The organism is Embleya australiensis (assembly GCF_051903075.1).
Taxonomy (GTDB): Bacteria; Actinomycetota; Actinomycetes; order Streptomycetales; family Streptomycetaceae; genus Embleya.
In genome coordinates, this window is record NZ_CP182422.1 from 4,575,870 (window position 1) to 4,598,191 (window position 22,322).

The 22,322-nt window shown below is 72.3% G+C and carries 21 protein-coding genes; 17 read left to right on the forward strand and 4 right to left on the reverse strand.

Annotated features, from left to right (window positions below; genetic code table 11):
* The first annotated feature begins 53 nt into the window (after positions 1–53).
* From alr to tsaE, 3 genes are all read left to right on the forward strand, one after another.
* The gene (alr, locus tag ACMXN5_RS19935) at positions 54–1,184 is read left to right on the forward strand and encodes an alanine racemase (RefSeq protein ID WP_439676373.1); all 1,131 of its coding nucleotides are present in this window, start codon (positions 54–56) and stop codon (positions 1,182–1,184) included.
* Complete coding sequence (locus ACMXN5_RS19940; protein ID WP_439676374.1) at positions 1,181–2,374, forward strand: alpha/beta fold hydrolase; 1,194 nt, start codon at positions 1,181–1,183, stop codon at positions 2,372–2,374. Before alr ends, ACMXN5_RS19940 begins: the two co-directional genes overlap by 4 nt.
* 109 nt (positions 2,375–2,483) lie before the next feature.
* Positions 2,484–3,002, forward strand: coding sequence for a tRNA (adenosine(37)-N6)-threonylcarbamoyltransferase complex ATPase subunit type 1 TsaE (tsaE, locus tag ACMXN5_RS19945; RefSeq protein ID WP_395787318.1), 519 nt, complete (start codon positions 2,484–2,486; stop codon positions 3,000–3,002).
* Positions 3,003–3,054: 52 nt separating this feature from the next.
* Here the strand turns inward: tsaE and ACMXN5_RS19950 are convergent, their stop codons facing one another.
* Positions 3,055–5,352, reverse strand: coding sequence for a transglycosylase domain-containing protein (locus ACMXN5_RS19950; protein ID WP_439676377.1), 2,298 nt, complete (start codon positions 5,350–5,352; stop codon positions 3,055–3,057).
* Between the two features lie 236 nt (positions 5,353–5,588).
* Entirely contained in the window at positions 5,589–6,212 is a 624-nt protein-coding gene (locus tag ACMXN5_RS19955) for a L,D-transpeptidase family protein (RefSeq protein WP_439676379.1), read from the reverse strand.
* A 150-nt stretch (positions 6,213–6,362) separates the two neighbouring features.
* On the opposite strand from ACMXN5_RS19955, the gene tsaB reads away from it, so the two are divergent.
* From tsaB to ACMXN5_RS19980, 5 genes are all read left to right on the forward strand, one after another.
* A complete protein-coding gene (gene tsaB, locus ACMXN5_RS19960) occupies positions 6,363–7,046 on the forward strand; it encodes a tRNA (adenosine(37)-N6)-threonylcarbamoyltransferase complex dimerization subunit type 1 TsaB (RefSeq protein WP_439676380.1) in 684 nt (227 codons plus the stop codon).
* A 39-nt stretch (positions 7,047–7,085) separates the two neighbouring features.
* Positions 7,086–7,574 (forward strand): ribosomal protein S18-alanine N-acetyltransferase, encoded by a 489-nt coding sequence (gene rimI, locus ACMXN5_RS19965; RefSeq protein WP_439676382.1) that lies wholly within the window; start codon positions 7,086–7,088, stop codon positions 7,572–7,574.
* Positions 7,567–8,610, forward strand: a complete 1,044-nt coding sequence (tsaD, locus tag ACMXN5_RS19970; protein ID WP_395787328.1) for a tRNA (adenosine(37)-N6)-threonylcarbamoyltransferase complex transferase subunit TsaD — start codon at positions 7,567–7,569, stop codon at positions 8,608–8,610. The genes rimI and tsaD overlap by 8 nt, the downstream gene beginning before the upstream one ends.
* 2 nt (positions 8,611–8,612) lie before the next feature.
* Positions 8,613–8,888 carry a hypothetical protein gene (locus ACMXN5_RS19975; RefSeq protein ID WP_380005366.1) on the forward strand — a complete coding sequence of 92 codons (276 nt, stop codon included), beginning with the start codon at positions 8,613–8,615 and terminating at the stop codon, positions 8,886–8,888.
* 288 nt (positions 8,889–9,176) lie between these two features.
* Positions 9,177–10,070: a polysaccharide deacetylase family protein gene (locus ACMXN5_RS19980; protein ID WP_439676384.1), complete on the forward strand. Its 894-nt coding sequence runs from the start codon at positions 9,177–9,179 to the stop codon at positions 10,068–10,070.
* Positions 10,071–10,088: 18 nt separating this feature from the next.
* Here the strand turns inward: ACMXN5_RS19980 and ACMXN5_RS19985 are convergent, their stop codons facing one another.
* Complete coding sequence (locus tag ACMXN5_RS19985) at positions 10,089–11,321, reverse strand: class I SAM-dependent methyltransferase (RefSeq protein WP_439678038.1); 1,233 nt, start codon at positions 11,319–11,321, stop codon at positions 10,089–10,091.
* A gap of 234 nt (positions 11,322–11,555) precedes the next feature.
* Here ACMXN5_RS19985 and groES point away from each other — a divergent pair, with 234 nt between their 5' ends.
* From groES to ACMXN5_RS20000, 3 genes are all read left to right on the forward strand, one after another.
* Positions 11,556–11,864 (forward strand): co-chaperone GroES, encoded by a 309-nt coding sequence (groES, locus tag ACMXN5_RS19990; RefSeq protein ID WP_078975694.1) that lies wholly within the window; start codon positions 11,556–11,558, stop codon positions 11,862–11,864.
* Between the two features lie 134 nt (positions 11,865–11,998).
* Positions 11,999–13,627: a chaperonin GroEL gene (gene groL, locus ACMXN5_RS19995; protein ID WP_439678039.1), complete on the forward strand. Its 1,629-nt coding sequence runs from the start codon at positions 11,999–12,001 to the stop codon at positions 13,625–13,627.
* A 206-nt stretch (positions 13,628–13,833) separates the two neighbouring features.
* Positions 13,834–14,652, forward strand: coding sequence for an SDR family oxidoreductase (locus tag ACMXN5_RS20000; RefSeq protein ID WP_439676386.1), 819 nt, complete (start codon positions 13,834–13,836; stop codon positions 14,650–14,652).
* A 200-nt stretch (positions 14,653–14,852) separates the two neighbouring features.
* On the opposite strand, the gene ACMXN5_RS20005 is transcribed toward ACMXN5_RS20000, so the two are convergent.
* Positions 14,853–15,185 (reverse strand): WhiB family transcriptional regulator, encoded by a 333-nt coding sequence (locus tag ACMXN5_RS20005; protein WP_078975691.1) that lies wholly within the window; start codon positions 15,183–15,185, stop codon positions 14,853–14,855.
* 549 nt (positions 15,186–15,734) lie between these two features.
* Between ACMXN5_RS20005 and ACMXN5_RS20010 the strand changes: the two genes are divergently transcribed.
* The 6 genes from ACMXN5_RS20010 to ACMXN5_RS20035 all read left to right on the forward strand — a co-directional run bounded on the left by ACMXN5_RS20010 (position 15,735) and on the right by ACMXN5_RS20035 (position 22,283).
* Positions 15,735–16,346, forward strand: a complete 612-nt coding sequence (locus tag ACMXN5_RS20010) for a response regulator transcription factor (RefSeq protein ID WP_020549179.1) — start codon at positions 15,735–15,737, stop codon at positions 16,344–16,346.
* Positions 16,347–16,576: 230 nt separating this feature from the next.
* On the forward strand, positions 16,577–17,170 hold the full coding sequence (gene shbA, locus ACMXN5_RS20015) for an RNA polymerase sigma factor ShbA (RefSeq protein WP_078979276.1): 594 nt from the start codon (positions 16,577–16,579) through the stop codon (positions 17,168–17,170).
* Positions 17,167–17,373: a hypothetical protein gene (locus ACMXN5_RS20020; protein ID WP_078975690.1), complete on the forward strand. Its 207-nt coding sequence runs from the start codon at positions 17,167–17,169 to the stop codon at positions 17,371–17,373. The genes shbA and ACMXN5_RS20020 overlap by 4 nt, the downstream gene beginning before the upstream one ends.
* A gap of 219 nt (positions 17,374–17,592) precedes the next feature.
* A complete protein-coding gene (gene guaB, locus ACMXN5_RS20025) occupies positions 17,593–19,095 on the forward strand; it encodes an IMP dehydrogenase (RefSeq protein ID WP_439676388.1) in 1,503 nt (500 codons plus the stop codon).
* A gap of 135 nt (positions 19,096–19,230) precedes the next feature.
* Entirely contained in the window at positions 19,231–20,346 is a 1,116-nt protein-coding gene (locus ACMXN5_RS20030; protein ID WP_078975688.1) for a GuaB3 family IMP dehydrogenase-related protein, read from the forward strand.
* Between the two features lie 230 nt (positions 20,347–20,576).
* Positions 20,577–22,283 carry a glycerol-3-phosphate dehydrogenase/oxidase gene (locus ACMXN5_RS20035; protein ID WP_439676390.1) on the forward strand — a complete coding sequence of 569 codons (1,707 nt, stop codon included), beginning with the start codon at positions 20,577–20,579 and terminating at the stop codon, positions 22,281–22,283.
* The last annotated feature ends 39 nt before the right edge of the window (positions 22,284–22,322 follow it).

Here is a 22,322-nt window from a genome sequence, read left to right on the forward strand (position 1 = left end):
ACCGCGCCCCGGACTCGCGTTCGATGATCGTCGTCGGAAGGACCACCTGCCCCATGCGTGCCGAAGCGCGGATCGATCTGGATGCGATTCGGGACAACATCGCGGCCATTCGAGCCCGAGTGGGGTCGGCGGCGGTGATGAGCGTGGTCAAGTCGAACGCCTACGGACACGGCATGATCCCCTCCGCGCGGGCCGCCCGCGCGGGCGGCGCCACCTGGCTGGGCACCGCCGTGGTCGAGGAGGCGCTGGCGCTGCGCGCGGCGGGCGACACCGGCCGGGTGCTCGCCTGGTTGTGGGCCCCCGGGGACGCCTTCGAGGACGCGGTGCGCGCCGACGTGGACATCTCGGTGAGCGGGTCGTGGGCGCTGCGCGAGGTGGTGGCGGCCGCCCGGGCGGCCGAGCGACCGGCGCGCGTGCACCTGAAGGCGGACACCGGCCTGGGGCGCAACGGCTGCACACCCGCCGACTGGCCGGCCCTGGTCGACGCCGCGCTCAAGGCCCAGGCCGACGGCACGGTCGAGGTGGTCGGCCTGTGGTCGCACTTCGCCTGCGCCGACGAACCCGGGCATCCGTCCGTACCGGCCCAGCTGGGCGAGTTCGTGGCGATGCTCGCCCACGCCGAGGGCCGCGGGGTCACCCCCGAGGTGCGGCACATGGCCAACTCGCCGGCCACACTGCTTTTGCCCGACAGCCACTTCGACCTGGTCCGGGTCGGCCTGGCCGGCTACGGCCTCTCGCCCGTGCCCGAAGTCGGCGGCCCGGCCGACTTCGGCCTGCGCCCCGCGATGACGCTGGCGGCGAACCTGGCCGGGGTCAAGCGGGTGCCGGCCGGCCACGGCGTCTCGTACGGGCACGCCTGGATCGCGCCGACGGACACCAACCTCGCGCTGATCCCCACCGGTTACGCCGACGGCATCCCCCGCCACGCGAGCAACGTCGGCCCGGTCCTGGTGGCGGGACGGCGGCGCACGATCGCGGGCCGCGTCGCGATGGACCAGTTCGTGGTCGACCTCGGCGACGACGAGGCGAGCGCGGGCGACGAGGCGATCCTGTTCGGCCCCGGCGACCGGGGCGAGCCCACCGCCGAGGACTGGGCGGCGGCGATCGGCACCATCTCCTACGAGATCGTCACCCGCATCGGCGCCCGCGTGCCCAGGGTCCACACCGGGACGGGCGCGTCGTGACCACTCCCGTGCCCGCCTCCTCCGGCGCCGGCCGCGCGCTCGGCCGCCGGGCCGGCATCGTCGGCGCCGCGGTCGGCGTGCTCGCGGCCGGCGCCGCCGCGGGCGTGGCGATCGAGCGCATGACGGTCGGCCGCGCCTTCCGCCGCCGTACCGAGGCCCAACTGGACGCGCTCGCCGAGTTCGGCACGCTGCGCGGCGAGCCGCAGCTGATCACCGCCGAGGACGGCGTCGAGTTGTACGCCGAGGTGGACGGTAACCGGGACGCCCCGGTGACCGTGGTGTTGTGCCACGGCTACTGCCTCGACATGGACTGCTGGCACTACCAGCGGGCCGCGTTGCGCGAGGAATACCGGCTGGTGCTCTACGACCAGCGCAGCCACGGCCGCTCCGGTCGCGGCGCGCCGGAGACCTCGACGATCGACCACCTCGGCGCGGACCTGTACACCGTGCTCGGCGAACTCGCGCCCGAGGGACCGCTGGTGCTGCTCGGCCACTCGATGGGCGGGATGACCATCATGGCGCTCGCCGACCAGCACCCCGAGCTGTTCGGGGAACGGGTGATCGGCGTCGCGCTGATGAACACGTCGGCGGGCCGCTGGGCGACGGTGACGCTGGGCATCCCGGCGGCCGGGGCCCGGTTGGTGCACCGGATAGCGCCGGGGCTGCTGCGTACCCTCGGCCGGCGCGCCGCGCTGGTGGAGGCGGGTCGGCGCGCGGCCCGCGACCTGGTGTACCTGTTCACCGAGCGATACGCCTTCGACTCGGAGGTGGACCCCACCCTGGTGCGGTTCACCGACCGGATGATCTCGGGCACGCCGATCGACGTGATCGCCGAGTTCTTCCCCGCCTTCGAGACGCACGACAAGCTGGCCGCGCTGCCGGCGCTGGAGACGGTGGAGACGCTGGTGGTGGCCGGGGAGGGCGACCTGATCGCGCCCGCCTCGCACAGCGAGGCGATCAAGGAGGCGCTGCCCGGCGCCGAGTTGCTGATCGTGCCGGACTCCGGACACCTGACCCCGCTGGAGCATCCGGAGGTGGTGAACGCGGCGCTGCGCGGGCTGCTCGCGCGCGCCGTGGGCGCGCCCGGTCGGCGCGGCGGGAAATCCGGCGGGAAATCCGGCGGGCACGGGCGCGGCGAATCCTCCGCACAGGTCGGATTCGACGCGGGTCGGGATCCTGACGGACAGTGATCCCGTGCAGGGGTCCCGAGACCGCGGGCGGATTCGGGACGACGGTGGGGTCCGAGGCGGTTCGGGCCGACGGGACCGGCGTGGTGGGAGTGCTGAAGTGGTGCGAAGTATGACCGTGACGGTCGCCGGCGGTGCGGACACGCGCGCGCTGGGCGCCCGGTTGGCGAAGGTGTTGCGGGCGGGCGACCTGCTCGTGTTGTCCGGCGGTCTGGGCGCGGGCAAGACGACGCTGACCCAGGGCATCGGGGTGGGCCTGGGCGTGCGCGGCGCGGTGACCTCGCCGACGTTCGTGATCGCCCGCGTACATCCGTCCGAGGTCGGCGGCCCGGCCCTGGTGCACGTCGACGCCTATCGACTCGGCGGCTCCGCCGACGTCACCGCGGAGATCGACGGCCTCGACCTCGACGCCTCGCTCGACGAGTCGGTGACCGTCGTGGAGTGGGGCGAGGGCATGGTCGAGGACCTGACCGAGGACCGCCTGGAGGTGGCCATCGACCGCGACCACGCCGAGGCGGACCCGCTCGCCGCGAGTGCGGGCGACTTCGCCGGGGACGAGGTGCGCACGATCCGGGTGACCGGGATCGGGGCCCGCTGGGCCGGCGCCGACCTGGACGGGTTGGCGGGCTGACGCCCCGGGCCGGTCCGGCGGCCCCGTCGGGATCCGCCGGACCGGGCCTCGGTCAGGTGCCCGTTGCCGGGGCCTGGGAGGCGGGCGTTTCGGGCGGGCCCGGGGACCGGCTCGGCGGGCGGGTGCTCGCTCCGCCGCCGGTGGACGTACCCGGCGAGGAGGTGCCCGTCGGCGCCGTCGTGGTCGGCGGGGTGGTGTTCGGCGGCGCGCTGCTCGCGGGCGCCGTCGTCGGGGGCGCCGTGCCGGGCGGCGGCGTACCGGTGCCCGGCGGCACCAGACCGGTGTCGGGACCGCCGAGACCACCCTCGGTGTCCTCCGGGAAGTCCGCGACGCCGGCGCCGGCGAGCGCGGCGCGCATGTAGGTCGTCCACATGCGGGTCGGCAGGTTGCCGCCGTCCACCCGGTCCAGCCCGGCGACGCCGGACAGGGACAGGAACGCGTGCGTGTCGGCGTCCTCGCGGAACATGCCCATCGAGGTGGCCAGGTCCGGGGTGTACCCGACGAACCAGGCCGAACGGTTGTCGTCGGTGGTGCCGGTCTTGCCCGCCGCCGGGCGGTTCAGCGCCTGCGCGCGAAATCCGGTGCCGCCGTCCACGACACCGCGCAATACCCGGGTGACCGCGTCCGCCTGCCGGCTGTCGTAGGCGTCCTTGGCGTCGTGGTCCGGCAGGTCGATCGTGTCGCCGCCGCGGCTGAGCTTGTCCACCGGGTACGCGTCGCGCTGCTTGCCCTCGGCGGCGAAGGTGGCGTAGGCCGCGGCCATGTCCAGGGCGCTGGGCGTGGAGGTGCCCAGCGAGACGGACGGTACGGGGCGCAGCCCCGGCGTGGTCGCGGGCAGTCCCGCGTCCACCGCGGCCCGCACCACCCGATCGGTGCCCACGTCCATGCCGAGTTGGGTGTAGGCGGTGTTGACCGACCGGTCCATCGCTCGGGCCAGGGTGATCTGCCCGTAGCTCACCCCGTCCTCGTTGCCGGGCTGCCACGGCACCCCGTCCTGGATCACCGGCTTGCCGTTCGGGTAGTGGATCACCACGTTGTCGTTGCCGTTGTAGACCGTGGTCGGGGTGATCCGGACCCGTTTGCCGTCCGGGTCCTGGGCGCCGTCGCGCAACCCGGCGGCGAGTACGAACGGCTTGAACGTGGAGCCGACCTGCACGTCGCGGCGGGTGGCGTCGTTGACGAACTGTTTGACGTAGTTCGGCCCGCCGTAGACCGCGACGATGCGCCCGGTGCCGGGCTCCACGGACGCGGCGGCCACCCGCACCCCGACGTCGACGGAGCGGTCCGTGGGGTCGAGCGACTGGGCGAGTTGGTCCTGCACGGTCTTGTACAGCGTCTCGGTCTTGCGCTTGTCGAACGTGGTGGTGATCGCGTAGCCGCCCGCGTCGAGCCGGTCCTCGTCGACCACCTTGTGGTCGAGCAGGTAGCGCTTGGCCATCTCGACCAGATAGCCGTTGACCCCGGCCAGGTTGGCCGCCGGGCGCGGATCGACCGGCTCCGGGAACACCATGCCGGCGCGCCGCTCGGGGGTCAGCCACTTCTCCTTGACCATGCCGTCGAGCACGTAGTTCCACCGGGCGAGGATCCGCCGCCGGCCCGCCTCGCCCGCGTTGCGCACGTCGTTGGCGCTCGGCGCGTTGAGCAACACCGCGAGGTAGGCGCCCTGTTCGACGGTGAGCTGCCCGACGTCGATGCCGTAGTACGCCTGTGCGGCGGCCTCGACGCCGTAGGCGCCGCGCCCGAAGTACACGCTGTTGAGGTAGCCGGTGAGGATGTCGTCCTTGGGTACGGTGCGGTCGAGCTTGACCGCGATGATCGCTTCCTTGAACTTGCGGCCCAGCGTCTGTTCCTGGGTGAGGTAGACGTTCTTGACGTACTGCTGGGTGATCGTCGAGCCGCCCTGGAGGCCGCCTCCGCCGCCCGCGAGATTGCTCAGCAGGGCGCGGACGGTGCCGGTGATCGAGACGCCGGAGTTCGAGTAGAAGGAGCGGTCCTCGGCGGCGAGCACCGCGTGTTGCACGTCGATCGGGATCGCGGCCAGCGGCACCGCCTGCCGGTTGGTGGCGCCGGTGCGGGTGATCTCGGTGCCGTCGCTCCAGTTCCAGACGTTGCTCTCCTGCCGGGCCTGCGCGTTGACCGTCTCGGGAACCGGGGTGATCGCGTAGACCAGGCCCACGGCGGCGAACAGGCCGGACAGGGCCAGGAGCAGCAGGGTGAGCAGGTGCTTGAACGAGGGCAGCCAACGGCGCGGACCCCGGCGATTGCTCCGGGGATAGTCGAACAGCCTGCGCCGGGGAGTCGGCCCCTGGACGTCGCCGGGACCGCTCGGACCGGAGGAGTCGTGCGCCACGCCGCCCACCTGTTCCTCGGTGCCATTGCCCTGACGGGCCCTGCCGGTCGCCCGCGTGTGCCCGGTGGGGCCGGTGGGGCCAGAGGGATCATCATCCCGATGATATGTGGGCAAAGCTGAAGAAAGGCCGCCGAATCGGACAATGGTGGGCGTGGCGTGGCGGACCCGATCGGCTCAGGGCCTCGCGGCGGCGCTCGGCGCGTCGCGACCGGGGCTCGGCGCGTCGCGACCGGGGCTCAGGGCACCACGATGACGGGTGTGCCGACCGGGGCGAAGTTCCACAGCGCGACGCCGTCGTCCGGCGTCGAGCGGATGCCCGCGCTCTGCTTGGCGGGCGGTGCCGAGGTGCGCGGGCGGGCGGTGCCGGTGGGGGAGGGGCCGGTTTTGCCGCCGCTGTCGATCTGGTCCAGCGGGGTGTCCGTGGCCGCGAAGCCGAGCGGCACGCCCTGGACCGCGCCGAAGCGCACCGAGTAGGTGATCCGCAGGCCGTCGCTGCCGGTCTGCGCCTCCTCCTTCTTCAGCGTCACCTGGAACGTGCCCGGCTGCGGCTTGACCGGCGCGGCGGCCACCCGGTAGTCGCGCAACATGCGCTCGGCCTCGTCGACCAGCCAGACGTGGTTGTCCTTGAGCGAGTACACGACCCGCTTGCCGGTGCCGGAGTTGGCCGGCACGGGCGGTGGGACGTAGGCCGGCGCCACGGGCGCGCCGGAGGCGCCGGACGGGGTCGGCGTGCTCGTACGCGCTATCCCCCGATTGTCCGGTGCGGAGTTCGCGGCCTGGACCGCGAGGAAGCCGACGCCGACCAGCGCGGCGATGGTGATGCCCGCGACGGCCACGCCCGGGTTGAGCCGCTTCGCCATTGCCTTGGGTCCCTCTTCCGCCGTGTGTCGGCCTCCATGGTGCCGGCAGCCGGTGTCCCCGCGTCGGAGCCGGGTCGGCTTTTCCCCGCGAACGCGTCCCGGGAGGCGCCGGTGGGCGGGCCCGCGCTCCGCGGTCGGTAGCCTGGTGCCGTGCTGCTGCTCGCCTTCGACACCGCCACCCCGGCCGTCACGGTCGCCCTCCACGACGATTCCCGCGTGCTCGCCGGTTCCACCCGGATCGACGCGCGCCGGCAGGGCGAGTTGCTCGCGCCCGGCATCGTCGACGTGCTCCGGGCGGCGGGACGCACCCGCGCCGAACTCACCGACATCGCGGTCGGCGTCGGCCCCGGGCCGTACACCGGCCTGCGGGTGGGCATCGTGACCGCGCTCGCGTTGGGCGACGCGCTCGGCATCCCCGTGCACGGCGTATGCACCCTGGACGCGCTCGCGTACGCGGCCGGCCGCGACGCCACGGTCGCCGGGCCGTTCACGGCCGCGACCGACGCGCGCCGCAAGGAGGTCTACTGGGCGCGCTACGACGACGCCCACACGCGCGTCGAGGGACCGTCGGTGGACCGCGCCGGCGACCTGGCCGCGACCGTCACCGCGCTGCCCGCCGTCGGCGCGGGCGCCGCGCTGTACCCGGACGCGTTCGCGGACGTGCGCGGCCCCGAACACCCGGACGCCGCCGCGCTCGCGGCGTTCGCCGTCGAACGCCTGACCGCCGGCCTCGCCCTGCTCCCGCCGGAGCCCCTCTACCTGCGCCGCCCCGACGCCCAGGTCCCCGCCGGCTACAAGGCCGTCACCCCCGCGGGGCCCCCGCCCGGGGCGTAGCCCGGCCGGGCCACGCCGGGCAGGGCCTAGACTTCCGGCATGGAATTCGGGTCTCGCCTGCGGCGGATGCGGTGGTGGGACATCGAGGCCGTGATGCGACTCGAGCACGAGTTGTTCGCCGAGGACGCGTGGTCGGCGGGGATGTTCTGGTCCGAGTTGTCGGAACCGGAGATGCGGCACTACGTGGTCGCCGAGGACGAGACGGGCACCCTGGCGGGATACGCCGGGCTCGCGGTGATCGGCGACGAGGGCGACGTGCAGACCATCGGGGTGCGCCGCGATCGGTGGGGCACGGGCCTGGGCGCGCTGCTGTTGACCGAACTGCTCGACCTGGCGGTGGCGCGCGGCTGCCGGGACGTACTGCTCGAGGTGCGGGTGGACAACGCCCGCGCGCAGGCGCTGTACGAGCGCTTCGGCTTCAAGGGGATCGGCGTGCGCCGGGGCTACTACCAGCCCGCCAACGTGGACGCGTTGGTGATGCGCTGCGATCTGAAGGAACGTCGGGAAGGAACGGCCACCGGTGGCTGACGAACCACTCGTCCTGGGCATCGAGACCTCGTGCGACGAGACCGGCATCGGCATCGTGCGCGGCACCACGCTGCTCGCCGACGCGGTCGCCTCCAGTGTCGACGAACACGCCCGGTTCGGCGGTGTGGTGCCCGAGGTCGCCAGCCGCGCGCACCTGGAGGCGATGGTGCCGACGGTGCGCCGCGCGCTCGCCGACGCGGGTGTCACGATGGGCGACATCGATGCGATCGCGGTCACCTCGGGTCCCGGCCTGGCGGGCGCGCTGCTGGTGGGCGTCGCCGCGGCCAAGGGCTACTCGGTCGCCCTCGACAAGCCGCTGTACGGCGTCAACCACCTGGCCTCGCACGTGTGCGTGGACCAGCTGGAGCACGGCAAGCTGCCCGAACCGTGCATGGCGTTGCTGGTCTCCGGTGGGCACTCCTCGCTGCTGCTCGTGCCCGACATCACCTCCGACGTGCGCCCGCTGGGGTCGACCATCGACGACGCGGCGGGCGAGGCGTTCGACAAGGTCGCGCGCGTGCTCGGACTCGGCTTCCCGGGCGGCCCGGTGATCGACCGGTGGGCGCGCGAGGGCGACCGCGCCGCGATCGCCTTCCCGCGCGGGCTGACCGGTCCGCGCGACGCGCCGTTCGACTTCTCCTTCTCCGGCCTCAAGACCTCGGTCGCGCGCTGGGTCGAGGCCCGGCAGCGGGCCGGGGAGAGCGTGCCGGTGGCGGACGTGGCGGCGTCCTTCCAGGAGGCGGTGGTCGACGTGCTGACCCGCAAGGCGATCCGGGCCTGCAAGGAGAACGGCGTCGAGCACCTGATGATGGGCGGCGGCGTGTCCGCCAACACCCGCCTGCGGGCGCTGGCGCAGGAGCGCTGCGACGCGGCCGGGATCGTGCTGCGCGTGCCGCGGCCGGGCCTGTGCACCGACAACGGCGCGATGGTCGCCGCGCTTGGCGCCGAGATGGTCGCCCGCGACCGGGCCCCCTCCACACTGTCCATCCCGGCCGACTCGTCGATGCCGGTCACGATCTCGCAGGCGGTGTCCTGACCATGGCGATCGCGGCGATGTGGGAGGCCAGGACCGAGTCCGGCGACGGTGCGGCGCTGGCCGCATGGGTGCACGAGGTGGCGCTGCCCGTCGTGGCCGGCGCGCCCGGCCTGGAGCGGATCGAGGTGTTCGCCGCCCCGGACGCACCCGACGGGGACCGCGTGGTGGTGATCGCGCTGTGGACCGGCCCGCCGGTGGCGCTGCCCGAGCCACCGGCCGCCCTGGTCGCCCGGCCGCCGCACACCTGGAACTTCGAACGGCTCAGCGTCGGCCCCTGAAGCCTCGGCGCCGCCCTCGCCCCGCCCGAGTCGGCGCAACACTCGACCCGCGTCCGACGAGGAGGCCATTCGCAAGCCGGACGTGGGTCGAGTGCCTTGGCTGATGGCTGCGTGCCGCCGCACGTGCCATTGGCCTTGCCGGGAGTGTGCCCAGCTCATCGGCTGCTCAACAGTCCTTCGACAGTCCCTTGAACAGGGCTTGTCCGGACCGTGACAGGCCGCCGCGCCGCGTAGCGTGGGCGCGGGTGGATCGGGCGAACGGTCCAGGCGACGGAAGGGCCGGCGACAGTGGCGCATGGAACGGTACAAAAGCGGCGAGGCGTATTCGCCTCGGTCGGCGTCGGCCTGGCCGGCGTACTGCTGCTCGCGCTGACCGGCTGTGGCGGCGGATCCGACGACACGTCGTCGGTGAAGGCGACCGAGGTACCCTCCGGCGGTACCTCGACCGCGGCCGCCAAACCGGCGCCCGCGGCCAAGCCGGACACCCCCGGCGCCGACCCCGCCACGCTCGCCGCGAAGTGGAACCTGAAGCCGTTCGCCGCGCCGCCGGCCCCGCCCGCGGACAAGCCGATCAAGGGAGGCGGGCCCAAGCCGCCGGTGGTGGAGAAGATCCCCACACAGGAGAAGATCGTGTTCATCACGATCGACGACGGCGCGGAGAAGGATCCCAAGTTCCTGGACATGATGCGGGACCTGCGCATCCCGGTGGCGATGTTCCTCAACGACACCTACGTGCGCCAGGACCCGGAATACTTCCGCAAGCTCCAGGACCTCGGCGCCACCGTGCAGAACCACACGCTCTCCCACCCCGACCTGAAGACCCTGGGCGCCGACGCGCAGAAGCACCAGATCTGCGGCCAACAGGACCGGCTCGGCGAGCTGTACGGCAAACGCCCGACGTTGTTCCGCCCGCCCTACGGCAACTGGAACGCGACCACGCAGACGGTGGCGGGCGGTTGCGGCGGAATCGGCGCGATCGTGAAGTGGCAGGAGTCGATGCAGATCAACGACATGCAGTACGCGGGGGAGAAGAAGCTGCACCCGGGCGACATCATCCTGGCCCACTTCCGCGGCCCGAGTGAGCTCAAGGGCACCACGATGACCGAGATGTTCGGCAACATGCTGCGCAAGATCCAGGCCCAGGGCTTCACGATCGCGCGCCTGGAGGACTACATCGGCTGAGGACCGCCCCGGCCCGGGTCACCCACCGCAGGGCACCGGGTGACCGATCAGCATCGTGGGCGCGCCCGCCACCCGGGTCAACAGCACCGTGGCCGCGTTCGGACCGGTGGGGCGGACCCGGCGGCGGACCTCCTCCGGCTCGACCGCAGAGCCGCGCTTCTTGACCGTCAGAGTGCCGACGCCGCGCTCGCGCAGCAGGGCCTTGAGCCGCTTGAGGTTGAACGGCAACACGTCGGTGATCTCGTACACGCTCGCGAACGCGGTGTGCACCAGCCGGTCCGAGGTCAGGTAGGCGATCGTCTCGTCCACCAGGTTGCCGTCCACCAACTCGCCGACCTCGGACACCAGATGGGCCCGGATCACCGCGCCGTCCGGCTCGTAGAGGTAGCGGCGCATCGGGCCCACCGGCGCCTGCCGGACCATCCCCGAGGCCAACTCGGCGCCGCCGGGCAACAGGGTGGCACGCAGACCGGCCCGGGCGAGCCCGCCCCACCACAACACCGCCTCCTTGACGTCGCCGCGGTCGGAGACCCACTCCGCCTCCATGCCGGCGGGCACGATCTCGTGCGGGATGCCGGGGGCCACCTTGGCCGCGCCGGCGGGGACGCGGGCGGCGAGGGTGCTCAGGAACGAGAAGGGCGGCGCGTACGACTCGGGGTCGAAGGTGCGACCGCGGGCGGTGCGCCGGGCCGGGTCGATCAGCGCCGCGTCGTAGCCGGACGGATCCACCTCGGTCGCGTCCGCGCACTCGACCGTGAGCAGGTCGGCCAGGCCCAGCGCCTCCGCGTTGGCCCGGGCCACCGCGCAGGTCGCCGGATCGAGGTCGACCGCGTGCACCGCGACCCCGGCGCGGGCCAGCGCGAGCGCGTCGCCGCCGATGCCGCAGCACAGGTCGATCGCCCGGCGGACGCCGGCCGCGGCCAGCCGGGCGGCCCGGTGGTCGGCCACCGAGGTCCGGGTGGACTGCTCCAGGCCGTTGGACGTGAAGAACATCCGGTCCGCGTCAGCCCCGAACTTGGCCCGGCCGCGCTGCCGCAACCGGGTCTGGGTGAGCGCGGCGGCGATCAACTCCGGCGGATGTTCCCGACGCAACCGGGTGGCCAGCGACAACTCGTCCGCGGCGTCGTGTTCGGCCAGCAGGTCGAGCAGGCAGCGGCCCTCGTCGGTCCGCAGCGCGGTGAGGGCTTCGATGGCGTCGGTGTGCACCCGGCCATTCTCGCCGAGCGCCCGGCCCCATCGATCCGCGCCCATCGGCATGAAGCCGGTCCCCGTAGATCCGCGCCCATTGGTATGAAGAACGCTCGCGACGCGCTGAATCTGGCACTCTGGTTGACGGAGTGCTAACCGCCACCTAGTGTCTGTGCTGGCACTCTCCCCATGAGTGTGCCAGTGCGATACGAGCAGGTCCGGCACCCGCGACGACGGATCTGTCCCATTCGCCGACAGACATTTTTCCGTGAGATCTCCGAAGGGGGAGGTCGCATCGTGACGACCGCCAACACCAAGGTTGCCATCAAGCCGCTCGAGGACCGCATCGTGGTTCAGACGCTTGAGGCCGAGCAGACCACCGCGTCGGGTCTCGTGATCCCGGACACCGCCAAGGAGAAGCCCCAGGAGGGCGTCGTCCTGGCCGTGGGCCCGGGTCGTTTCGAGGACGGTCAGCGTCTGCCGCTCGACGTCGCCGTCGGTGACACCGTGCTGTACAGCAAGTACGGCGGCACCGAGGTGAAGTACAACGGCGAGGAATACCTCGTTCTCTCGGCCCGCGACGTGCTCGCGATCATCGAGAAGTGACATCGCGCTGACGCGCCGGAACCGGTGACGGTTCGACGACCCCGCCCCGGATCGCCCTGCCCTCGCGGCCGGTGGACCCGGGGCGGAGTCGGTTGTACGACGTCGAAAAGCAACCTTTAAGGACGAAGACCCTCATGGCGAAGATCCTCCAGTTCGACGAGAAGGCCCGGCGGTCGCTGGAGCGCGGCGTCAACGCGCTGGCCGACACCGTCAAGGTCACGCTCGGCCCCAAGGGCCGCAACGTCGTGATCGACAAGAAGTTCGGTGCCCCGACCATCACCAACGACGGCGTGACCATCGCCCGTGAGGTGGAGCTCGAGGACGCGTACGAGAACCTTGGCGCGCAGCTCGCCAAGGAGGTCGCGACCAAGACCAACGACATCGCGGGTGACGGCACCACCACCGCGACGGTGCTCGCCCAGGCGCTGGTGCGCGAGGGTCTGCGCAACGTGGCCGCCGGCGCGGCCCCGATGGACCTGAAGAAGGGCATCGACCTCGCCGTCGCCGCCGTGTCCGAGCAGCTGCTCGGTACCGCCCGCGCGATCGACGGCAAGGAGGACATCGCCGCCGTCGCCGCGCTGTCCGCCCAGGACAAGCAGATCGGCGAGCTGATCGCCGAGGCCATGGACAAGGTCGGCAAGGACGGTGTGATCACCGTCGAGGAGTCCCAGACCATGGGTCTGGAGCTGGAGTTCGCCGAGGGCCTTCAGTTCGACAAGGGCTACCTGTCGCCCTACATGGTCACCGACCAGGAGCGTATGGAGGCCGTCCTCGACGACCCGTACATCCTGATCCACCAGGGCAAGATCTCGGCCATCGCCGAGCTGCTGCCGCTGCTGGAGAAGATCATCCAGGCCGGCGCGTCGAAGCCGCTGCTGATCGTGGCCGAGGACGTGGACGGCGAGGCGCTGTCCACCCTGGTCGTGAACAAGATCCGCGGCACCTTCAACGCGGTCGCGGTCAAGGCCCCGGGCTTCGGCGACCGCCGCAAGGCGATGCTGGAGGACATGGCGATCCTGACCGGCGGTCAGGTCATCGCCCCCGAGGTCGGCCTCAAGCTCGACCAGGTCGGCCTGGAGGTGCTGGGCAGCGCCCGTCGCATCACCATCACCAAGGACGCCACCACCCTGGTGGACGGCGCCGGCGACGGTGCCGCGATCGCCGACCGGGTCAAGCAGATCAAGCGTGAGATCGAGTCCACGGACTCCGACTGGGACCGCGAGAAGCTGCAGGAGCGGCTCGCGAAGCTGGCCGGCGGCGTGTGCGTGATCCGCGTGGGCGCGGCCACCGAGGTCGAGCTCAAGGAGAAGAAGCACCGTCTCGAGGACGCGGTCTCCGCGACCCGCGCGGCCATCGAGGAGGGCATCGTCGCCGGCGGCGGCACCGCCCTGGTGCACGCGGCCTCGGTGCTCGCGGAGAACCTGGGCCAGACCGGCGACATCGCGACCGGTGTCTCGGTCGTGCGTCGCGCCGTGGTCGAGCCGCTGCGCTGGATCGCCGAGAACGCGGGCCTCGAGGGCTACGTGATCGTCAACAAGGTGCAGGAGCTCGGTGTCGGGCACGGCTTCAACGCCGCGACCGGCGAGTACGGCAACCTGGTCGACTCGGGCGTCATCGACCCGGTCAAGGTGACCCGCTCCGCGCTGCAGAACGCCGCGTCGATCGCGTCGCTGCTGCTCACGACCGAGACCCTGGTCGTCGAGAAGCCGGCCGAGGAAGAGCCGGCCGGGCACAGCCACGGCGGCCACGGCCACTCGCACTAGTTCCACGCGCATCGGTTCCGCGCACGGGTAGCCCGCGCGCCGGTTCCACCCCGCACGTCCCCGACGGGCCCGACCGCATCCCCGCGGTCGGGCCCGTCGGCCTTTTCGCCGCCGGCCCGATCTGCGAGAGTGCCCGGAGCCCGATAACTGACGGACCGTCAGCCGCCGGGTGCGGCCGATCCCGTCGAGCAGCACGAAGGAGACACATGGGTACCTACGCGATCACCGGCGCGGCCTCCGGCCTGGGCGCCGCGACCAAGGCCCGGCTGGAGGCGGACGGGCACCGGGTGATCGGCGTCGACCTGCGCGACGCCGACGTCACCGTGGACCTGGGCACGGCCGAGGGTCGGGCCGAGGCGATCACGCGGGTCACCGAGCTGTCCGGCGGCGTGCTCGACGGCTTCGTGCCGTTCGCGGGCCTGGCCGCGGCCACCGGTCGGTCGGGCGGCCTGCTGGTGTCGGTGAACTACTTCGGCGCGATCGTGCTCCTGGAGGGGCTGCGTCCGCTGCTCGCCGCCGGTGATGGCCCCTCGGTCGTGCTGATCAGCTCGAACTCCACGACGGCGCAGCCGAACTGGCCGGTCGAGGTGGCCGAGTCGTGCCTGGCCGGGGACGAGGCGGGGGCGAGCGCGGCCGCCGAGGCGTTCGGCGAGTTCGCGGCGCTGCAGGCCTACCCCGCGACCAAGGCGGCGCTCGCCTGGTACGCCCGCACCCGGTGCGCCGAGTACATCGCCGACGGTATCCGGCTCAACGCGATCGCGCCGGGCCTGATCGAGACCCCGATGACGGCCGAGGGGCGCACGGACCCGCTGACCGCCGAGGGCATGGAGATGTTCCTGAACACCATCCCGGCCGGTCGCGGCGGCCGGCCCGAGGAGATCGCCGCGCTGGTGGCGTTCCTGCTCGGCGGCGAGTCGAGCTTCTTCGTCGGCTCCGTGGTCTTCTGCGACGGCGGCACCGACGCCTCCTTCCGGGGCAAGGACTGGCCGAAGGTGTGGGAGATGGACATGTCCGCCTTCCAATAACGGGCCGAACCCTCCCGCGCGTCCCGTGCCGACACGTGTCGCGCGACCGGCCCGTGTCGACGTTCGGCGGCCCGCCCCCTGGCTTGGGGGCGGGCCGCCGAACGTTTCACGATGGTGTTGTCGGGCGCCGCCGTCGGGGCGGGAGGCGAGGCGTGGGCGCCCGTGGGGTCGATGCGTGGAGGTCGTGGAGGTCGTGAAGATCAGTGCGTCACGGACGCGCCGCTCGCCGCGGCCGCCCGTTCCGCGGCGACCCCGTGCCGGCGGTCGCTGTCGAGTTCGACCCGTTCGTCCTCGGTGAGCCCGCCCCATACGCCATACGGCTCGCGCACCTTGAGCGCGTGCGTGGCGCACTGGCGACGGACCGGGCACCGCATGCAGACTTCCTTGGCCGAAGCCTCCCGGGCGACCCTGGCGGCGCCTCGCTCGCCTTCGGGGTGGAAGAACAGTGCGCTGTCGACTCCGCGACAGGCTGCCGACAGCTGCCAGTCCCACAGATCGGCGTTGGGGCCGGGGAGTCGCGAGAAATCAGCCATGACTCGTCCCTCTTGCTTATCGCGTACGAGTGATCGGTGAGCAGGGATGCCACCTCTGGTGCGGACCGTGCAGAACAGTCGTGATCAAGCGATCAGAAGTAGGTGCGACTGTGTCACGAAATGATCAGTTCCAATCCTAATTCCCACTTATGCATCGAATCCCGAAAAAATTACCCAGGCTGGGGTCCTTGGCAGGTGTATCGGGCTAATTGGGGTGATGTGGTGCGAATGGGTGTGGTGTGCATGGAGGGGCGTTCGGGGTTGGGAGCGGTGGGGACAGGGGTGTGCGGGGCGGCTGCCGGGTGGCGTGGGGCGGCCGGGCTTCACCCTTGCGTGTCCTTCGGGACGGTCGCCTCGTTGTGGTGGCGGCGGAGCGGAACTCCCCCCGTAACCCTTTCGAGTGATGCTCGTTGGGGTGGGTGAAGCGGTTGGCGACGAGGGCGGTCGGGACTGGATCCCGAGCCACCGACCCTCGGGGCCGCCGCAAAGGAAACGGTACGTACAGGCGTGGAGGCTCAACGTGACGCGGATCCACTGCGGAGGCCGGCGATGACGACCGTCCTGGTCTGCGACGATTCCCCGCTGGTTCGGGAGACCCTGCGGCGGGCGGTGGCCACGGTCCCCGGCGTCGAGAGGGTGACGACGGCCACGAGTGGCGAGGAGGTACTGCGGCGCTGGGGCGCGGAGCGGTCCGACCTCGTCCTCATGGACGTGCGGATGCCCGGGCTCGGCGGCGTCGAGGCGGTGCGCCGCCTCCTGGCCGGCGACCCCGGCGCACGGGTGATCATGCTGACGATGGCCGAGGACCTGGACGGGGTGGCCCTCGCGGTCGCCGCCGGGGCTCGGGGATATCTGCACAAGGACGCGTCGCGCGCGGAACTGCGCGCGACCGTCTCCCAAGCGCTCGCCGACCCGACGTGGCGGCTGGCGCCCCGGCGGTTGCGCTCGCCCGACATGGGCGTGGCGCCGACCCTGACGGCACGTGAGATCCAGGTGCTCGAGGGCATGAGCCACGGGCGCAGCAACGCCGAGATCGGGCGCGAGCTGTTCCTGTCCGAGGACACGGTCAAGACCCACGCCCGACGCCTGTTCAAGAAGCTGGGCGCGTCCGACCGGGCGCACGCGGTCGCGCTGGGATTCCGGTGGGGACTCGTGCGATGACGAACGTCCGCGAGGACCTCCCCGACCGCGAGGGCCCGGGGGTTCGTCCGGGCGACCACGGTCGGTGGGGACTTGTGCGATGAGGCGGGTGCCGACGGCCCCCGACGGGCGAGGGTCCGTGCGGTGAATGCCGTTGCCCGGGGGGCCGGATGAGTCCCCCGGGTCGGCATGGCCGTGATTCGGTTGCCGATCCCTGCATACTGAATGGCATGGGTGGGACCCCCGAGCGAATGCCGGACGAGTCGTACGAAGCACACGCGCACGCCGACGACGGCATGCGTGCCGTCGTGGTCCGCGCGGTCCAGGGGGATGTGCAGGCGACCGACGAACTGCTCGCCTACGTCCGACCACTGGTGTTGCGCTACTGCCGAGCCCGGCTCGGCCGGGTCTCCGGCGCCGAGCACGCGGCCGACGACGCCGCGCAGGAGGTGTGCCTGGCGGTGCTCTCCGCGCTGCCGCGATATCGCGACGAGGGGCGCCCGTTCGAGGCGTTCGTCTTCGGTATCGCCGCACACAAGGTGGTCGACGTGCAGCGTGCCGCGATGCGCGGCGCGGTACCCACCTGCGATCTGCCCGAGGCGGTGGACGACCACCCCGGGCCCGAGGACCAGGTGGTGCGGCGCAGCGACGCCGCGCACGCGCGCGCCCTGCTCGGCAGGTTGCCCGACAATCTGCGCGAACTGCTCGTGTTGCGGGTCGCGGTGGGGTTGTCCGCCGAGGAGACCGGGCGGGCGATGGGCATGTCGCCCGGGGCGGTGCGGGTCGCCCAACATCGCGCGTTGACCCGCCTGCGGGCGTTGGCGGGCGAGGAGAAGACCGCGTGAGCGGCGGTGGTGTGCGGTTCGGCGGCCGATCCGGCACCGCCGACCTGGGTCTGTTGCGTCAGGACGACGAACTCGTGGAGCAGCTGCGCCGGCGGCGCCCGCTCCCCGTCCAGGACCGGATCGTCGGCTTGTTCGACGCGCTGCTCGCCGAGGTGGACGGCACCGCCGCGAACCGCCGTCGGGTGGTGCCGGACCGGTGCTGAGTCCGGTGCCGATTCCGGCCGGGAATGGTCGGGGTCGGGTGTGCCGTTGTGCTCACCGTCGGCAAGCGGGCTCGAAGCACCGCGCGGGGCCAGTAGCATGAACCCTCAACCCACCCATCCGCTTGCCGAGAGCGCGTTCTCGTCCTACCCGGCTACCCGGGGACCCCGTTCCTCGCGGGGCCGGCGGAGCGGTCCATCGGAATACCTTCGGAAGGTGTCATGAGTCTCACGGCCGACGGCGTACCCGAGAAGTTCGCGATGCTCGGGCTGACGTACGACGATGTCCTGCTGCTGCCGGGCGCGTCCGACGTCGTGCCGAGCGAGGTGGACACCTCCGCCCGGGTCACCCGCAACATCCGCGTCCGCATCCCGCTGCTGTCGTCGGCGATGGACACCGTCACCGAGGCGCGGATGGCGATCGCCATGGCCCGCCAGGGCGGTGTCGGTGTGCTGCACCGCAACCTGTCGGTGGAGGACCAGGCCGCGCAGGCGGACACGGTCAAGCGGTCCGAGGCCGGCATGGTGCTCGACCCGATCACCATCGGCGCCGACGCCACGCTGCAGGAAGTCGACGCGCTGTGCGCGCGGTTCCGAATCAGCGGTGTTCCGGTCACCGACGACAAGGGCCGACTGCTCGGCATCGTCACCAACCGCGACCTGCGCTTCGAGGTCGACCACTCGCGCCGCGTGCGCGACATCATGACCCCGATGCCGCTGGTCACCGGCAAGGTCGGTACCACCGGCGATCAGGCGATGGAACTGCTGCGCCGGCACAAGGTGGAGAAGCTGCCGCTGATCGACGACGCCGGCAAGCTGCACGGCCTGATCACGGTCAAGGACTTCGTCAAGAGCGAGCAGTATCCGCACGCGACCAAGGACGCCGACGGCCGGCTCGTGGTCGGCGCCGCGATCGGCACCGGCGACGACAGCTACCGCCGCGCCCAGGCGCTGGTCGAGGCGGGCGTCGACTTCATCGTGGTGGACAGCGCGCACGGCCACTCGCGCAACGTGCTGGAGATGATCGCCAAGGTCAAGGCGAACACCAAGGTCGACGTCATCGGCGGCAACGTGGCCACCCGCGACGGCGCCCAGGCGCTGATCGACGCGGGCGTGGACGGCGTCAAGGTCGGCGTGGGCCCCGGCTCGATCTGCACCACCCGGGTGATCGCCGGCGTCGGCGCGCCCCAGGTCACGGCGATCTACGAGGCGGCGCAGGCGGCGCGGGCGGCGGGTGTGCCGGTGATCGGCGACGGCGGCCTCCAGTACTCCGGCGACATCGCCAAGGCGATCGCGGCGGGCGCGGACACGGTGATGCTGGGCAGCCTGCTCGCGGGTTGCGAGGAGAGCCCCGGCGACCTGATCTTCATCAACGGCAAGCAGTTCAAGTCCTACCGGGGCATGGGCTCGCTCGGCGCGATGCAGTCGCGCGGCCAGGCCAAGTCCTTCTCCAAGGACCGCTACTTCCAGGACGACGTGCTCTCCGAGGACAAGCTCGTCCCCGAGGGCATCGAGGGCCAGGTGCCCTACCGGGGCCCGCTGTCCGCCGTCGCACACCAGCTGATCGGCGGCCTGCGCGCGTCGATGGGCTATGCCGGCGCCGCGACCGTGACCGAGCTCCAGGACAAGGGCCGCTTCGTGCGGATCACCTCGGCCGGGCTCAAGGAGTCGCACCCGCACGACATCCACATGACGCAGGAAGCGCCGAACTACCACTCGCGCTAGCGGGCGCCGTGGTATCCGTACTACACCGAGGGGCCCCGTCCGTACGCCGGGCGGGGCCTCTTGCCTGCGTACTCGCCCCGTACCCTGGGATACGGGGATTTTCCCAGCCACCGATTCCAGCAGGAGAGGCGCAACGTGACTGAGGTCGAAATCGGCCGGGGCAAGCGTGGCCGGCGTGCCTATCACTTCGACGACGTCGCCATCGTCCCCAGCCGGCGGACCCGGGACCCCGAAGAGGTCTCGATCGCGTGGCAGATCGACGCGTACCGGTTCGAGCTGCCGTTCCTGACCGCGCCGATGGACAGCGTCGTGTCGCCGCAGACCGCGATCGAGGTCGGCCGGATGGGCGGCCTCGGCGTGCTCAACCTCGAAGGGTTGTGGACCCGCTACGAGGATCCGACGCCGCTGATCGAGGAGATCGGCGCGCTCGACGAGGACGCGGCGACCCGGCGGATGCAGGAGATCTACGCCGAGCCGATCAAGGAGGAGCTGATCGGCGCGCGGATCAAGCAGATCCGCGACTCGGGCGTGGTCACCGCCGCGGCGCTGTCGCCGCAGCGCACCGCGCAGTACCACAAGGCCGTGATCGACGCCGGCGTCGACGTGTTCGTCATCCGCGGTACCACCGTCTCGGCGGAGCACGTGTCCGGTCGGGCCGAACCGCTGAATCTCAAGCAGTTCATCTACGACCTCGACGTGCCGGTGATCGTCGGCGGGTGCGCGACCTACCAGGGCGCGCTGCACCTGATGCGGGCCGGCGCGGCCGGCGTCCTGGTCGGCTTCGGCGGCGGCGCGGCGCACACCACGCGCGGCGTGCTCGGCGTCGCGGTGCCGATGGCGACCGCGGTGGCCGACGTGGCCGAGGCGCGGCGGGACTACCTCGACGAGTCGGGCGGGCGCTACGTGCACGTGGTCGCCGACGGCAGCGTGGGCCGCAGCGGCGACATCGCCAAGGCGGTGGCGTGCGGCGCGGACGCGGTGATGATCGGCTCGGCGCTGGCCCGGGCCAGCGACGCCCCCGGCGCCGGCCACCACTGGGGTTCGGAGGCGCACCACCCCGAACTGCCGCGCGGCCGGCGGATGAACCTGGGCGCGGTGGGCACCCTGGAGGAGATCCTGCTCGGCCCCTCGCACGTGTCCGACGGTTCGATGAACCTGTTCGGCGCGCTGCGCCGGGCGATGGCCACCACGGGCTACTCGGAGCTGAAGAAGTTCCAGCAGGTCGAGGTCACGGTCTCGCCCGCGCACTGACCCGAACCCCCGTCCGGCCCCGAACACCCTCGGTGTTCGGGGCCGTTCGTCGTTTCCGGGCGGTTCAAGGGTGGCTCGCGGGCAGCTCGCGGGCACCTCGTCCGCGGGGTGCGCGCGGGTCGTGCGGCGCATGCGGGGTCCGGGCGGCGGGGCAATGGGTACACGCAGGAGGGGCGCGTCGTCGCCGTCCGTGTGGTCCCTTGCGTGATGATCGAGGTCGGAGGTGGCGGATGCGGACCACGGCGATGGGGCCCGCGGAGCGTGCGCGGGCGCTGCGGCGGATGGCCGAGCGCGAACTGGACATCGTCGTGGTGGGCGGCGGCGTGGTCGGCGCGGGCACCGCCCTGGACGCGGTCACCCGGGGTCTGTCGGTGGGGCTGGTGGAGGCGCGCGACTGGGCGTCGGGCACCTCCAGCCGCTCCAGCAAGCTGATCCACGGCGGACTGCGCTACCTGGAGATGCTGGACTTCGCGCTGGTGCGCGAGGCGCTGCGCGAGCGCGGGCTGCTGCTGCGCACGCTGGCGCCGCACCTGGTCAAGCCGGTGCCGTTCCTGTATCCGCTGCGCCACCGCGGCTGGGAGCGGCCCTACGTCACCGCCGGGGTGACGCTCTACGACACGATGGCGATGTCGGCCGGGCAGGATCCGGGGCTGCCCCGGCACCGGCAGCTGACGCGACGTCAGGCGCTGCGCCTGGCACCGGCGTTGCGCAAGGACGCGCTGGTGGGAGCGGTGCAGTACCACGATGCGCAGGTGGACGACGCGCGGTACACGATGACCCTGGTGCGCACCGCCGCCGGCTACGGCGCGCACGTGGCCTCGCGGGCGGCGGTGACCGGCTTCCTGCGCGAGGGCGAGCGGGTGGTCGGGGTGCACGTGCGCGACATGGAGACCGGCGCGACGTACGACGTCCGGGCCGGGCAGGTGGTCAACGCGACCGGGGTGTGGACGGACGAGACCCAGGCCATGGTCGGCGAGCGCGGGCAGTTCCACGTGCGCGCCTCCAAGGGCATCCACCTGGTGGTGCCCAGGGACCGGATCCACTCCTCGACCGGGCTGATCCTGCGCACCGAGAAGAGCGTGCTGTTCGTGATCCCGTGGGGCCGGCACTGGATCGTCGGCACCACCGACACCCGCTGGGATCTGGACAAGGTGCATCCCGCGGCGAGTCGGGCGGACATCGACTATCTGCTCGACCACGTCAACGAGGTGCTCGCGGTGCCGCTCACCCGCGAGGACGTCGAGGGGGTGTACGCGGGCCTGCGTCCGCTGCTCGCGGGCGAGTCGGACGCCACCTCGCAGTTGTCCCGCGAGCACACCGTGGCGCACCCGGTGCCGGGCCTGGTGGTGGTCGCGGGCGGCAAGTACACGACGTATCGGGTGATGGCCGCGGACGCGGTGGACGCCGCGGTGCACGGCCTGGATCGCAAGGTGCCGCCGAGTTGCACCGCGACGGTGCCGCTGGTGGGCGCGGAGGGGTATCGGGCGTTGTGGAACGCGCGGGCCTCGACGGCGGCGCGCACCGGGCTGCACGTGGCCCGGGTGGAGCACCTGTTGAACCGGTACGGGTCGCTGATCGAGGAGCCGCTCGCGCTGATCGCGGCGGAGCCGGAGTTGGCGTATCCGCTGGACGGCGCGGACGACTATCTGGCCGCCGAGGTGGTCTACGCGTGCACCCACGAGGGCGCGCTGCACCTGGGCGACGTGCTGGATCGCCGGACCCGAGTGTCGATCGAGACATTCGACCGGGGCGCGCGGGCGGCCCGGGCCTGCGGTGCCTTGATGGCCCGGGTGCTGGGATGGGAGGAGGAGCGGTTGCGGCGGGAGGTGGACTACTTCCTCAAGCGGATCGAGGCGGAACGGTCCTCGCAGGAGCAGATGGACGATCACACGGCGGACGCGGTGCGGCTCGGGGCGGAGGACATCGTCTCCGGGTGAGGCCCGGCGGCATCCGATCCCGGTGGTTGATCCGGAGTG

What these genes read in the sequence shown, in the direction of transcription:
- alr (WP_439676373.1), top strand. Translation starts at nt 54, where the DNA reads ATGCGTGCCGAAGCGCGGATCGATCTGGATGCGATTCGGGACAACATC.
- tsaE (WP_395787318.1), top strand. Translation starts at nt 2,484, where the DNA reads ATGACCGTGACGGTCGCCGGCGGTGCGGACACGCGCGCGCTGGGCGCC.
- ACMXN5_RS19955 (WP_439676379.1), bottom strand. Translation starts at nt 6,212, where the DNA reads ATGGCGAAGCGGCTCAACCCGGGCGTGGCCGTCGCGGGCATCACCATC.
- rimI (WP_439676382.1), top strand. Translation starts at nt 7,086, where the DNA reads ATGGAATTCGGGTCTCGCCTGCGGCGGATGCGGTGGTGGGACATCGAG.
- ACMXN5_RS19975 (WP_380005366.1), top strand. Translation starts at nt 8,613, where the DNA reads ATGGCGATCGCGGCGATGTGGGAGGCCAGGACCGAGTCCGGCGACGGT.
- ACMXN5_RS19985 (WP_439678038.1), bottom strand. Translation starts at nt 11,321, where the DNA reads ATGGGCGCGGATCGATGGGGCCGGGCGCTCGGCGAGAATGGCCGGGTG.
- groL (WP_439678039.1), top strand. Translation starts at nt 11,999, where the DNA reads ATGGCGAAGATCCTCCAGTTCGACGAGAAGGCCCGGCGGTCGCTGGAG.
- ACMXN5_RS20000 (WP_439676386.1), top strand. Translation starts at nt 13,834, where the DNA reads ATGGGTACCTACGCGATCACCGGCGCGGCCTCCGGCCTGGGCGCCGCG.
- ACMXN5_RS20005 (WP_078975691.1), bottom strand. Translation starts at nt 15,185, where the DNA reads ATGGCTGATTTCTCGCGACTCCCCGGCCCCAACGCCGATCTGTGGGAC.
- ACMXN5_RS20010 (WP_020549179.1), top strand. Translation starts at nt 15,735, where the DNA reads ATGACGACCGTCCTGGTCTGCGACGATTCCCCGCTGGTTCGGGAGACC.
- shbA (WP_078979276.1), top strand. Translation starts at nt 16,577, where the DNA reads ATGCCGGACGAGTCGTACGAAGCACACGCGCACGCCGACGACGGCATG.
- guaB (WP_439676388.1), top strand. Translation starts at nt 17,593, where the DNA reads ATGAGTCTCACGGCCGACGGCGTACCCGAGAAGTTCGCGATGCTCGGG.
- ACMXN5_RS20035 (WP_439676390.1), top strand. Translation starts at nt 20,577, where the DNA reads ATGCGGACCACGGCGATGGGGCCCGCGGAGCGTGCGCGGGCGCTGCGG.